Genomic DNA, 13,279 nt, shown 5'->3' with positions numbered 1-13,279 from the left:
GCGTGCTAAAAGCACGAAGAAGAGGATAAAATTATGAAATACGTGATCGCTTATGATATAGGGACTACCGGCGTAAAAACTTGCCTATTCGGGATAGGCAAAAATATAGAGCTGATAGCCGATGCCCATCAGGGCTACGGCCTATATATAGTGGGAAAGGTCGGAGCGGAGCAGGATGAAGATGAATGGTGGAGTGCCATGTGTTCTACCACAAAAAAGCTGTTTGAAGCTGCTGATATCAAATCCTCCGAAATAGCGGGGATATCTTTTTGTTCCCAAATGCAGGGGCTTGTGCTGGTTGATAAAAACGGCACACCTGTCCGCAGGCCCATGAGCTATATGGACCAGCGTGCCGTTAAGGAAATAAAGGAAGGTATGGCACACGGAATACAGATTGCGGGAGGCAATGTTTTTAAACTGACTAAAAGTCTGATCATATCGCGTGCGGCCTCCACCAGCGTCAAAGATCCCGTATGGAAATACAAATGGGTTGAGCATAACGAACCGGAAAATTTTAAAAGGATACATAAATGGCTGGATGTAAAAGAATACCTTATTCATAGATGCACCGGACGCTTTATCATGACGGAAGATTCGGCATTTTCCACCCTGCTGTATGATACCAGAAGGGGGAAAAGAGGCTGGAGCAAAGCCCTGTGCAAAATGTACGGCGTCCGGATGCAGCACCTCCCTGATATAATAAAGTCCACGGACAAGGCGGGCGGTCTTACTCAAAAGGCATCCGCCGATTTGGGGCTTGTTTCCGGGATACCGGTATTTGGCGGCGGAGGGGATGCATCTCTGATAGGAATAGGGGCGGGATGCGTTGAAACTGGAGATACTCACATATATTTGGGAACTTCCGGATGGGTTTCTACAATCGTGGATAAGCAAAAAGTTGATGCAGGCAAAATGATTGCGGCAATAGTGGGAGCACAAAGCGGACGTTACAATTATTTTGCGGAGATGGAAACGGCAGGGAAATGCCTGGAATGGATGAAGGACCATCTGGCTTTGGATGAAATAGGCATTTACCTGGGGAAAAAGCATGTGGCAGAAAATCAGGAAGCCATTTATACTAATTTGTACGATTACCTGATGGATACAATAAAGAAAATAGAACCGGGGGCAGGCGGCGTGATTTTTACACCCTGGCTTCACGGGAACAGATGTCCTTTTGAAGATCCCAATGCTGCCGGAATATTTTTCAATATTACCTTGGATACGGGCAAAACGGAGCTGATCCGCTCAGTGGTAGAAGGTATTTGCTATCATTTGAGATGGATGCTTGAGTGTCAGGAGAAGAAAATAAAAGTGTCCGAAACGATACGGTTTGTGGGAGGAGGTGCCCTTTCGCCTATAACCGGGCAGATTTTGGCTGATATAACCGGACATAGGATTGATGTGAACGCAAATCCTCAGAATGTAGGTGCTGTAGGTGCGGCGGCAGTTATGGGAGTAGGACTGGGAATTATTCCCAATCTGGAAACTATAAAGGAATATGTTGCTGCGGAACAAATTTTTGTTCCCGATGAAAAAACAAAGGCTGTGTATGACAGAAATTTTGAGGTATTCAAGAGGCTGTACAAATCTAATAAAAGCAGCTTTAAAGCTTTACGTTTGAACGTTTGAGGTGTGTATGAGCGAATTTCGCGGTGAGGATGTGCAGCAATAATATCTGCGGAAAATCCGGTTGCGGCAAATCATGTACGTAATCTGGAAATGGGGGTATGAAATGAACATTGTACCAAAAAAAGAGGGCAAAAGGAATGACAGTGAGAAAAATCAAAGCATAAAAAAAGAAATGATTCGCGGTCTTAAATTCGGATTATTCTCTGCTTCCGCAGGAATAATAGAGATATCTGTTTTTTCCCTGCTTAATGAACTGACAAATTGGCGTTATTGGCCATGCTATTTAGTAGCATTATTTTTGTCTGTATTGTGGAATTTTACCTTGAACCGCCGGTATACATTTCGTTCTGCTGATAATGTATCCGCTGCCATGCTGAAAACATTAGGTTTCTATTGCGTATTTACTCCTGCCTCAACGATTCTAGGAAATCATCTTGCGGACACTCTTCTTTGGAATGAATATTTGGTTACGCTGCTCATTATGCTGACAAATTTTGTTCTGGAATTTTTGTATGACCGATTTTTCGTATTCCGAAAATCTATTGACACAAATCATCTGGCAAAAAAGAAACAATATTGATGTGACATCGTTTTTTTGACATAACTGTTCTGGTATTAAAAGCACTGAGATGTAAAAGTTTTGGTGCTTTTGTTTTATTAATATATAAATTAAAGGAACAAAGTCTTCAGTCAATTCGTTCTTTATATACTTTTTCCATCGCCTGATTGGATGTGCAAGAATACTGTGAGGATGAGCGTATAGAAGGAGCTTTCCGCTTTAGCCGTGTTATGGACCATTCCAAAATGTGCGCATAATCAAACAAGCCATGACAGATTCCATGGGTTATATCATAAGACGGTCCGTAAGGTCTTGAAGCAGGTATGTACTGCTGCTCATAGTATACAAGGTTGGGGGATCATGATTTCCCGGCATCCACAGATTCAGGTGCAGCAATAAAAGACTATCGGTATCGCGATATTCAGAAAATCTTAAGATTTTAATAAGTAAAAAGCTATAAAATGGATTTTTGCTTCGTGGTATAATAATTATGGGGATATATACTTAAAAGAAAGAAGATGACGCTTTTGGCTGCAAATATTTTGATAGTTGATGACGAACAAGCAATTGCCGATTTGGTAGAAGTTTATTTAAAAAATGAGAATTATAATGTCTTTAAATTTTATAACGGGAAGGATGCTTTTGACTGCATTGAAAATGAAAGGTTAGATCTTGCCATTTTGGATGTTATGCTTCCCGATGCAGATGGTTTTTCAATCTGTCAGCAAATCCGGGAAAAGCATAATTTTCCGGTTATCATGCTGACAGCCAAAGAAGAAGAAATCGATAAAATTACCGGGCTGACATTAGGCGCGGACGATTATATGACTAAACCGTTCCGCCCTTTGGAACTTATTGCCCGTGTAAAGGCGCAGCTCCGGAGATTTACCAAATATAATTCTGCGGAGCCAAACCAGGAAGAACACTTGATTGCCTTTTCCGGCTTGGTATTGGACATAGATACCCATGAATGTACGCTGAATGAAAAAAAGCTATCTCTCACTCCTACAGAGTTTTCAATTCTTTGGGTCCTTTGTTCCAATCGCGGACGTGTGGTCAGTTCGGAAAAATTGTTCCATGAGGTATGGGGAGATAAATATTTTACTAACAGCAATAATACGATAATGGTTCATATCAGGCATTTAAGAGAAAAAATGCATGATAGCGCGGAGCATCCTAAATATATCAAAACGGTGTGGGGGGTTGGCTATAAAATTGAAAAGTAAGAGAGATAAAAGAAGGAATGATTATACAAAATTAAAAAGAAAAGTATTTCTTCGAATGTTTCTTATTATTTTTGCCACGGCTGCAACTGTTATCCTTCTGCGCTTTGTAATTCAAAAAAACTTTAGTGTTGGAGATAGTATTGTACAATTTTTAAAGAATACGTTACATTTGCGCGAAAACGTTGCTTTATTAATTTATCGGTTAATATTTTACAATAATATAGAAGTTATTACATTAATTATAATTCTCGTATTCTTGGTTATTATATTTAAATTTTCAACTTCCTGGTTTACTAAATATTTCGATGAAGTCAGTGCCGGAATGGATAAACTTGCTGAGGAATCCGATGATGAAATTATATTATCACCGGAATTGGATTTTATGGAAAATAAGCTTAATCAGATAAAAAACAACTTGGAAAAACAAAAAAAGGCCGCGCTTGATGCCGAGCAGCGCAAAAATGATTTGGTAGTTTACTTGGCTCATGATATAAAGACACCTCTGACCTCCGTTATAGGATACTTAAGTCTTCTGGATGAAGCTCCTGATATGCCTCCTGAACAGAAGGCAAAATATGTCGGTATTACCTTGGAAAAAGCTTATCGATTAGAGCAGCTTATAAATGAGTTTTTTGAGATCACAAGATTTAATCTTCAAACTATTGTTTTGAATAAAGAAAAAATCAATTTACTGTTCATGCTCCAGCAGATGGCAGATGAATTCTATCCCACGCTGACTCCACAGGAAAAGCAGGTGTCTGTCAATATACCAGACGACCTCATGCTGTGGGGAGATGCAGACAAACTGGCCCGTGTGTTCAATAACATTTTGAAAAATGCGATAGCCTATAGCTATGAAAACAGCGTCATTGACATTTCTGCTAAACAGCAGGACAAAAATATAATTATAACTTTTACTAATCAGGGAAATCCAATCCCGCAGGCAAAGCTTGAAACTATTTTTGAAAAATTTTACCGATTAGATTCTGCACGTTCCACAAACACCGGTGGAGCAGGGTTAGGTTTGGCAATCGCACAAGAAATTATCACGGTTCACGGTGGAACAATCTCTGTGGAAAGCAACCCAGAAAATACTACATTTACAGTAAAGCTTCCGTTATAAAAAGGCTTCTATCGAAGTCTATTAGATCAATGAAGCCTTTTTGAAACCCATAAACGGAAAGTTCCTTATATTATAAAAGAAAAAGTTGAACTTTCCTATTCGTTATAAGAAAATCTTAAGAAGTTCATAAGATGGAATTCCAACATAGCTCCTTGTTCTGTGGTTGAATAATATCATCACAGAATAAGGAGCTGTTCTATTATGGTACGAAAAGTAAAAAAGAAAAAGCCAGGAATACGCATATTTTTAACACTTTTGTTGATGGTTGTCGTTGCTGCTTTTGTTTACAAATCCATCATTTTACAGTACCATGTTTAAAGGACTCAGTGATCATAATGTTATTGGTGGAGAAATTTTAGGAGGAAAAACCGGATATACTGATGAGGCTGGTCTGTGTCTCGCGAGTCTCGCCAAAGTGGATAATCAAGAATATGTTTTGGTTACAGCTGGTGCAAAAGGAGATAACCACTCGGAGCAGTTTAACATTACCGATGCAATAGCCGTATACAGCAGCATAAGAAAATAATAAGTTCTTCATAAGAATTTATTTATATTTTGATAAGTTAAAATTCCAACATCGCCTGCATGATTTCGATAAGATGAAATTGTCGAATCGGGCAGGCTTTTATATTCCTGAAAGGGGGGCCTCATACATGAAAAGAAAAAGAATTACTCAGCTGTTTCCATTCTTACTGCCGATCCGTAGGACACAAAGAGAAATAATCTTTTATGCCAAGATGTACTTTGACCGGAACCGTTATGCGAAAACAAAGGCTCCAGAGCTTTTACCTTTTTGCATATATGAAACCAAATCGAAGCTTCTAAATGAAAATACAGGCTTTGATATGAGATATCAGGAAAACAAGGTTTTTAACTTGAAACTTGCTGCTAAGACACTGAACGGTCTTTTGATAAAGCCTGGAGAAACTTTTTCGTTCTGGCAAACAGTACGGAACGCCGATAAACATACGCCCTATAAAGACGGGCTGGTTTTAAAAAACGGAAAGCTCTGTGTTTCAAACGGTGGCGGTCTTTGTCAGATGAGCAATCTGCTGTTTTGGGTGTTTTTACACTCGCCGCTTGCCGTCGTGGAAAGGCATACGCACAAAGTAAAAGACTTTCCCACTATGCGGGATGAGGAGCCGGAGGGCGTGGACGCTACGATTAGCGAGGGTTGGCTTGACCTTAAAGTTAAGAATGAAACGGATATGACGTTTCAAATTGGTATTGCTTTTGACGATACGCATATTATCGGGAGTTTATTCACGGACAAAGATTCATCTTTTGTCTACGAAATCGAAGGCAAAGACTTATCGTATTCCCGCGAGAACGGCAGGATATATGAGAAAATTTCGATTTACCGCCGAGAAATGGCCGCCGGTACACAGGTGATCTTGTCTGAAAGATTGCTATATAAAAATCTTTGCGAGATTGGTTATCGGCTTCCCGACAATACATCAATAGTTGAGAGAGGAGAAAAATGTTATGAATAAACTTAAAATCGCCGTACTGTTCGGCGGTTATTCTACTGAATATGATATTTCCCTACAATCCGCCTATTCTGTGATTACACATCTGGATAGAAGCAAGTACAATCCGGTTTTGCTCGGTATCACACCGTCGGGCGAATGGTTCCATTTTTCCGGTGAGCTTGTAAAAATAAGAGAAAATACTTGGTACAATCCCGCTGATTGTGTTCGGGCCATTATTTCGCCCAGCCGAGAAGTGCATGGGGTGTTGAAATTTGAGGCGGGTGAAGTCTGCACAATCAGGTTGGACGCCGCTATGCCCGTACTTCATGGTAAAAACGGCGAGGATGGTACGGTTCAAGGTTTATTGGAACTTGCCGGTATACCCATTGTCGGCTGCAACTCTCTTTGTTCCGCGCTCTGCATGGACAAAGACAAGGCGCATAAAATCGCTCATGTGGCCGGTGTCCGAATACCTAGCTCTTTCATTCTTGAAAACGAAATGGATGCGGGAACGGTTTGGGAGCAAGCGGAAAATATCGGCTATCCCTTATTTGTCAAGCCCGTTAGAGCCGGCTCATCCTTTGGAATTACCAAAGTTTTGAATAGGGATGAGCTGCCCGCAGCCGTCAATCTGGCCTTTGGACATGATGACAGGGTTATCATTGAGGAAAATATATCCGGCTTTGAAGTTAGCTGCGCTGTTTTAGGCAATGATAAACTGACTGTGGGAGAATTAGGCGAGATTGAGCTTGCAGACGGCTTTTTCGATTATAAGGAAAAATACACGCCTGAAACGTATTCCTTTCATGTTCCGGCGCGAATACCGGCGCAAAAAGCCGAGGAAATCAAGGATACTGCCAGGACGATATACAGGGCTTTAGGTTGTACCGGCTTTGCGCGGGTGGATATGTTTTTAACTCCATCAGGTGAAATCATCTTTAACGAAGTGAACACTATCCCCGGATTTACAACACACAGCCACTACCCGCATATGCTCAAAGCTGTTGGCATGTCATTTGAACAGATCATTGATACGGCTATTGGATTGGCGGTGGGCGCATGAAAACGGTATCGCTTTCAAGAAATATGGTGCATACAGGTCACTTAATCCTCGTCAACCGGAATCATCCATACCGGGAAGGATCACCATATAAAACGCTCGCGCCCGTAGATGCCACGAACAACAATGTGCTTTTGGAACGCCGTGTCGCTTCGGTCTACGATAAGCTAATGGACGAGTTATACGCTCGAAATCGGATTACGGCGGTGAGCGGTTGGCGGTCACAACGGGAACAAGAACAGATTTACAGTGAATCCTTGTTGGAAAATGGAGCAGACTTTACTGCGAAATATGTTGCGCTTCCTGGGCATAGCGAACATCAGACTGGACTCGCGGTTGACCTTGCGTTGAACCAGCCGGATATAGACTTTATACGGCCATACTTCCCTTATACTGGAGTATGCGGAGCCTTCAGGGAGATGGCGGGCAGGTTTGGATTTATCGAACGATACCCGGAAGGTAAAGAGAATATAACAGGTATTGCCTATGAACCCTGGCATTTCAGATATGTCGGTGCTCCCCACGCCATGATAATGGAGCAGATGGGTGACACACTGGAAGAATACCACGCCAGAATTAGGCAATTTCCCTATGGGCGCGACCCGCTGCAATACGATTTTGGCAGTTCGAAGATAGAAGTATCCTATCTACCTGCCGGCAAGGAAATCGTCACGTTTGATATAGAGGGCGATACGCCATATTCAGTATCCGGTAACAATATGGATGGATTTGTCGTCACTGTATGGAGGTCAAGCAGATGATGAAGGGCACAGGTAGGGCGTGGATTGAGCTTGACATGAACAACCTGCGTCACAATATAAACGTTGTGCGGGGCCTCTTGCCCGATGGGTGCCGGCTTATGGCCGTCGTCAAAGCGGATGCTTACGGGCATGGGGCGGTGGAGATTGCCAAGGAACTGAACTCGAACGGCATACGCGCGTTTTGTGTCGCATCGGTTTCGGAAGGCGTGGAATTACGCAAGCACAGCATAAAAGGTGAGATTTTAATTTTGGGATATACGCATCCCGAGCAATTTTCCCTGCTTATAAAATATGGCCTGACGCAGACTGTGCTTGACCTTGATTATGCTGAATTGTTAAACGGTTTCGGCGAAAAACTCGTAGTCCATGTTAAGATTGATACGGGGATGCACCGCTTGGGTGAACGTTCGGAAAATATCGACAAGATTTTGCGGGTTTTCAAGTGCAAAAACCTTGTTATAAACGGCATTTATACCCATCTTTGTGCCGTCGACAGCGACAGGCAAACCGATAAAGACTTTACACAGATGCAGATTGATAATTTCTATCGCGTTCTCTCAAAGATTGAGGAACAAGGCTTCGCGCTTCCAAAAGCACATATTCAGAGCAGCTATGGGATATTCAACCGTCCCGATTTATCCTTTGACTACGCCAGAGTGGGCATTGCCCTTTATGGCATGTTATACACCCTCAACGACACAGAGAGATACAATACCGGGCTTCGCCCCGTTTTGTCGGTAAAGACAAGGGTTAGCGCGGTAAAAACACTCTTTGCCGGTGAAACGGTGGGCTATGGGCTTGCATTTACAGCGCCGCATAACATGAGAATTGCGGCGCTGACTTTCGGCTACGCTGACGGCATCCCACGATGCCTTTCCTGCGGTATCGGCCATGTCCTGATTAACGGGCAGAAAGCACCTGTTGTTGGCCGTATCTGTATGGATCAGATGATGGTTGACGTTACGGGTATAGAAGGCGTAAGGCAGGGCGATATTGCGGTTATTATTGGCAAGTCCGGCAAAGCAGAGATAACCGCCTGTGAAATTGCAGAGCGAGCAGGCACAGTCTCAACTGAAGTTTTGAGTCGATTGGGAACGAGGTTGGAACGGGCTTTTTTATCAAGAAAATAGGGAGGGCAAATAATGGCTATTTTACAGGTCAAAGATTTGACAAAGACGTATGGCAAAGACAATATAACCGTTACGGCTATATTAAATAAAACTCAATTTACAGATATAACCTTCTCTTTTATAATAAGAAAAAGGATGGTAATGGAATATGATTAATAAAGATGATGTAGATGAAAAGAAAGGAATATTATGTGCGAATTATTATTAGTTGAAGCATCAAAGAAATACGAGAGGCAAGCTATGGTATACAGACAAGACTATATATCCCATGGAGAAAAACATATAAATGGCAGCAGTGGATTTATTCACTATCAAGATTATGATGAATGGCTAAGGAAAATTGAGCTTGAAAAATGTAAGGAAGCTTCGCAGGAAGACACGCCTGCCACGACATATTTCACAATACGGAAAGAAGACAATAAAATCATAGGCTCTATTCAATTGCGTCATCATTTAACAGAAGAGCTAAAGAAAGACGGAGGAAATATCGGTTATGGAATATGCCCGTCAGAAAGGGGCAAAGGTTATGGGACACAGCAGCTTGCGCTTGTATTGCTTCAAGCGCGAGCGCTGCAGATTCAAAAAGTAATGATTTCATGTGATAAAAGCAATAGAGCCTCTGCAAAGGTCGCCATAAACAACGGAGGCATTTTATCAGGAGAAGGCTTTGATGAAGAAAGCGAAACAATAACAGAAATATATTGGATTGACCTTCTGTAGTAAAGATGAATTTAATTCATCAGGCAAATATATACAAGCCACATTAGTCAACTTAACCAGTCAATATTATTTTGAAAGGGGCCCTTCATTATGAATAAGTTTCGAATCGTATATGCAACCAAAACAAGGCATTCCAAAAAGCTTGCTGAAGCGATTGGAAAAGCTCTGAATATTAAAGCGGATAACGTATCGGACAATCCTGCACTGGAAGACGTAGATTTACTATTTATTGTCGGCGGCATTTATGGGGGTGGAAGTCTGCCGGAGCTTTTAGATTTTGTGAAGAATTTAGACGGGGGAAAAATCAAAAGTGCCGCCTTGGTTACATCCTGTGTATCGAAAAAGCAAGGACAGGACAGTATACGAAAGCTTCTGGATGAAAAAAACATTAAAGTTATGGATGAAATACTCTGTCAGGGAAGCTTTTTGTTTATAAAATTTGGCCATCCCAATAGTGCCGATATACAGGAAGCAGTAGATTCCGCAATCCGGTTGTCAAAAAAGGTGAGCGAGTAGAATGAAAAAGAAAGGTATTGCCCTCATCATATTTTTTTCTCTTATATAACACCTGAATATATTTATAATAAATGATCATTCTCTAATAAGCAACCGAAAATTATTGGAAACATAATATAAAGCAGGAGTTATTTGGAGGTAAATATTGTGAATGATTTTGATTATAGTAATATACCTGGGTTATATTGGACAAAAGACACCAGGATAGGAAAGGTAAGGGTTACAACTGATCCAACACCTTTAAGGGTTGAATCGGAAAATCTTCCGGGAAGAAGACAGCTATGGGTGGTCAATGATGCTGCAACTTATATTTACCATTCTACTGATCCTGATTTTACGCTTGAAAGCGGGAAATACATCTTTAATGTACCAGCCGAAGTAATTGTATATGATCTTGATCCAAATGAGGATTTGACCATTTATGCCAAAACCAAGGAATATCCGGTGACAATTAGAGTATTCGAGGTGAAATAGTATGGCATTGACAAGTTATCAATTCAGGAATCAGCCCTACTGGCTTGGTTTTACATTTGCAGGTCAGGCTTTTACGATTTCCTATAGGAGCACGATCAACCCCGGAAACAGCTTATATATCCAAATATCCACAGGGAAAGATACCATTACTCATGTAACAAACAGAACGATCACAAGTCAGGCTGAGCAACTGGGGATAAAACTAATAGAAAATCCAAGCTTTAAAGCTGGAAACAAACAGATTCCGGCAATCAATATGGATGGCAGATCTAAAATACAAGCAGCTACTTCCTTTTACTCAGATGCCTCAGATGTCTGCGGTGGAATAATATTGGAGAAAAGTATGATACCGAGGTACGCATTTTATGGAGGCTCCCCGGTAGAATCCACCCTGTACGAAAGAATCCTTCAGTATGATACTAACTATATTTTAGCAATAACCAATGAGGGCTGTTATCCTAACAGTGTCGTGGTAAACATGGCGTTTTATGAATCAGGGAATTAAAAATTTAACATATATTCAAAACTTAAATAATAGAATCATGAAACTGACAGAGCAGAGCCATATCCTTAGCCATGTAGTGCAAAAAGGATATATGTACTCTGCTCTTTCTGTATCCTCAAGGCATACAGAATGTGTGGTAGGGGTAGAAAGAGGTAAAAATCTAAGTTGATTATAATCGAAAAGCTTACAAGCGATGGTACAAATCATGCAGTATTTTAATGTATACCCAACATAACCGAAGCATGAAAAGTAAGTCCCTCATGCTTCACCATCCCGTCAAAGCCGTTGCCTACAGCGATGGCCAGCATTTTGCCGGAAATGATAGTAATTGAACTGGAAAAATGAAAGGAGTAAAAAACTATGGAAAACAGAGGCAATTGGGTGTTGGCAAAGTTCACCCCGTGTGACCTGTACGAGGCGCTGCCTGCAGACAGCGGAGACTTCAGGCTAATCTCGGTGAAGCCGATTGAAGTCGGTGCGTTCTAAGTATAGCGAGGTCAATATGTTGTAAGCTCCTAGACTTACAGTTTAGGAGCTTTTTGTAATATTATATATTTATCTGGTGATATTTAAGTTGGCTATATTGACAGAAACTCAATATAGAAGTAAAATTAGTATAACTAGTATGAGAAGTAATACCAAAAGGAAGTGCGCTATGAATAAAAAAACTTCGGAAGATAAATATATGGGTTCTGTGAAGGTAGGTCCAAAGGGGCAGATTGTTATTCCAAAGGAAGTGAGAGATATGTTTGATATTTCTCCGGGAGATACTTTAATTTTGCTTGCAGATGTCCAAAGGGGTATTGCGATTGAACGGTATGATGTTTTTTCTAAGATTGCTGATGCAATTTTTGCGGGTAAAGCAGAAGGTTCAATTATTTTTGCCAAAGAAATAAAAAAATTGAGTGAGTCCGAAGGAGAGAATGATGAGTAAAATAGTATTTTTCAGCATCCCGGCTTATGGGCACACTAATCCTACTATAGCGGTAGTAGATGAGTTAGTAAAACGTGGTCATGAAGTTTGGTATTATTCCTTTTCCATGTTTCAAAATAATATTGAAAAAGCAGGGGCAAAATTCATCTCCTGTGATGGTTATCTGCCAGAGTTTACGCCGGACATAGAAAAGAAGGTTGGGAAGGATTTTGCAGCACTTATTGAGATGGGAGCAGATACAACGGTGAACCTGGATAAAAAGGTATGTGCAGAGCTTAAAGAATTTAAACCGGACTGTATTGTATCGGATTCCATATGTATTTGGGGGAAATTATTTGCAATAAAATTAGATATACCTTATATTTGCTCTACTACGACCTTTGCAATGAATAGATATACTGCAAAGCTGATGAAACAGAGTCCAAAAGAAATGCTTCGTATGCTTGCGGGCATTCCAAGAATTAATAAAAAGATAAAGCTGCTTCAGGAAAAAGGCTTTAAGGTAAAAAACTTTATAAGTATGATTCAAAATGACAATGAAACTGATACGATTGTTTATACATCTAAAGAGTTCCAGCCTATGGCAGAAACATTTTCGGATAAGTATGCTTTTGTGGGGCCTTCTTTCCTAGTTCCAGAGATTGAACAAAATGAAAAGAAGCACCCGCTGATTTACATTTCATTGGGAACCGTGCTGAATCAGAATATACATTTCTATCAAAACTGTATTCAAGCATTAGCTGATGTGGATTGTCAAATTATCATGTCTGTCGGAGAGAAGACGGATATTTCAAGTTTTGTTAGGTTGCCGGATCATTTTAAAGTTTATCCCAGAGTTGAACAATTAAAAGTCTTGCAACAGGCAGATGTATTTATTACACATTGTGGGATGAATAGTATAAGTGAAAGTTTATATTTCGGCGTACCATCCGTTTTATTTCCATTGCACAGTGAAGAAGCTATGGTGGCAAACCGGGTAGCAGAACTGAATGCCGGAAAGAGATTAAAGTCGGATGCTGCAAGCAGTATCCGGGAAATTGTTTTACAAGTATTGAATGATCAATCCTATAAAAGAAATGCAGAAGTGATCTCTAAAAGCTTGCAGGAAGCCGGAGGGGCCGGTGCAGCTGCAAATAAGATAGAGAAGGTGTGCAACAGTTTTTGATG

At 40.8% G+C, this 13,279-nt stretch carries 16 protein-coding genes and 1 pseudogene; all 17 read left to right on the top strand.

What is annotated here, in order from left to right:
- Positions 1-33: 33 nt before the first annotated feature.
- The 17 genes and pseudogenes from LJD61_RS13235 (at position 34) to LJD61_RS13155 (ending at position 13,277) form a co-directional block, all read left to right on the top strand.
- Positions 34-1,632 (top strand): xylulokinase, encoded by a 1,599-nt coding sequence (locus LJD61_RS13235; protein WP_255228028.1) that lies wholly within the window; start codon positions 34-36, stop codon positions 1,630-1,632.
- Between the two features lie 103 nt (positions 1,633-1,735).
- Positions 1,736-2,212 (top strand): GtrA family protein, encoded by a 477-nt coding sequence (locus LJD61_RS13230; RefSeq protein WP_255228027.1) that lies wholly within the window; start codon positions 1,736-1,738, stop codon positions 2,210-2,212.
- A gap of 506 nt (positions 2,213-2,718) precedes the next feature.
- The gene (vanR, locus tag LJD61_RS13225) at positions 2,719-3,417 is read left to right on the top strand and encodes a VanR-ABDEGLN family response regulator transcription factor (RefSeq protein ID WP_255228026.1); all 699 of its coding nucleotides are present in this window, start codon (positions 2,719-2,721) and stop codon (positions 3,415-3,417) included.
- Entirely contained in the window at positions 3,395-4,540 is a 1,146-nt protein-coding gene (gene vanS, locus LJD61_RS13220; protein ID WP_408615442.1) for a vancomycin resistance histidine kinase VanS, read from the top strand. The genes vanR and vanS overlap by 23 nt, the downstream gene beginning before the upstream one ends.
- A 295-nt stretch (positions 4,541-4,835) precedes the next feature.
- Positions 4,836-5,066 (top strand): annotated as a pseudogene (locus LJD61_RS13215) (D-alanyl-D-alanine carboxypeptidase family protein); the annotation flags it as partial.
- A 127-nt stretch (positions 5,067-5,193) separates the two neighbouring features.
- Positions 5,194-6,033, top strand: a complete 840-nt coding sequence (vanW, locus tag LJD61_RS13210) for a glycopeptide resistance accessory protein VanW (protein ID WP_255228024.1) — start codon at positions 5,194-5,196, stop codon at positions 6,031-6,033.
- Entirely contained in the window at positions 6,026-7,075 is a 1,050-nt protein-coding gene (vanG, locus tag LJD61_RS13205; protein WP_255228023.1) for a D-alanine--D-serine ligase VanG, read from the top strand. Before vanW ends, vanG begins: the two co-directional genes overlap by 8 nt.
- On the top strand, positions 7,072-7,833 hold the full coding sequence (locus LJD61_RS13200; RefSeq protein ID WP_333783121.1) for a M15 family metallopeptidase: 762 nt from the start codon (positions 7,072-7,074) through the stop codon (positions 7,831-7,833). The genes vanG and LJD61_RS13200 overlap by 4 nt, the downstream gene beginning before the upstream one ends.
- The gene (gene vanT / locus LJD61_RS13195; RefSeq protein WP_255228022.1) at positions 7,830-8,963 is read left to right on the top strand and encodes a serine racemase VanT catalytic subunit; all 1,134 of its coding nucleotides are present in this window, start codon (positions 7,830-7,832) and stop codon (positions 8,961-8,963) included. Before LJD61_RS13200 ends, vanT begins: the two co-directional genes overlap by 4 nt.
- Positions 8,964-8,975: 12 nt before the next feature.
- The gene (locus tag LJD61_RS13190) at positions 8,976-9,119 is read left to right on the top strand and encodes a hypothetical protein (protein ID WP_255228021.1); all 144 of its coding nucleotides are present in this window, start codon (positions 8,976-8,978) and stop codon (positions 9,117-9,119) included.
- 33 nt (positions 9,120-9,152) lie between these two features.
- Positions 9,153-9,683, top strand: coding sequence for a GNAT family N-acetyltransferase (locus LJD61_RS13185; protein ID WP_255228020.1), 531 nt, complete (start codon positions 9,153-9,155; stop codon positions 9,681-9,683).
- A 90-nt stretch (positions 9,684-9,773) separates the two neighbouring features.
- Positions 9,774-10,199 (top strand): flavodoxin domain-containing protein, encoded by a 426-nt coding sequence (locus LJD61_RS13180; RefSeq protein WP_255228019.1) that lies wholly within the window; start codon positions 9,774-9,776, stop codon positions 10,197-10,199.
- 147 nt (positions 10,200-10,346) lie between these two features.
- Positions 10,347-10,673 carry a hypothetical protein gene (locus LJD61_RS13175; protein WP_255228018.1) on the top strand — a complete coding sequence of 109 codons (327 nt, stop codon included), beginning with the start codon at positions 10,347-10,349 and terminating at the stop codon, positions 10,671-10,673.
- A gap of 1 nt (position 10,674) precedes the next feature.
- Complete coding sequence (locus LJD61_RS13170) at positions 10,675-11,178, top strand: hypothetical protein (RefSeq protein ID WP_255228017.1); 504 nt, start codon at positions 10,675-10,677, stop codon at positions 11,176-11,178.
- Positions 11,179-11,538: 360 nt separating this feature from the next.
- Positions 11,539-11,664 (top strand): hypothetical protein, encoded by a 126-nt coding sequence (locus LJD61_RS13165; protein ID WP_255228016.1) that lies wholly within the window; start codon positions 11,539-11,541, stop codon positions 11,662-11,664.
- A 169-nt stretch (positions 11,665-11,833) separates the two neighbouring features.
- On the top strand, positions 11,834-12,112 hold the full coding sequence (locus tag LJD61_RS13160) for an AbrB/MazE/SpoVT family DNA-binding domain-containing protein (protein WP_255228015.1): 279 nt from the start codon (positions 11,834-11,836) through the stop codon (positions 12,110-12,112).
- The gene (locus LJD61_RS13155; protein ID WP_255228014.1) at positions 12,105-13,277 is read left to right on the top strand and encodes a macrolide family glycosyltransferase; all 1,173 of its coding nucleotides are present in this window, start codon (positions 12,105-12,107) and stop codon (positions 13,275-13,277) included. The genes LJD61_RS13160 and LJD61_RS13155 overlap by 8 nt, the downstream gene beginning before the upstream one ends.
- Positions 13,278-13,279: the final 2 nt, after the last annotated feature.

The sequence above is a fragment of the Lutispora saccharofermentans genome, assembly GCF_024363565.1.
Taxonomy (GTDB): Bacteria; Bacillota; Clostridia; order Lutisporales; family Lutisporaceae; genus Lutispora; species Lutispora saccharofermentans.
The sequence above is the reverse complement of the archived record's forward strand: the minus strand, read 5'-3'. Positions and strand labels throughout refer to the sequence as shown.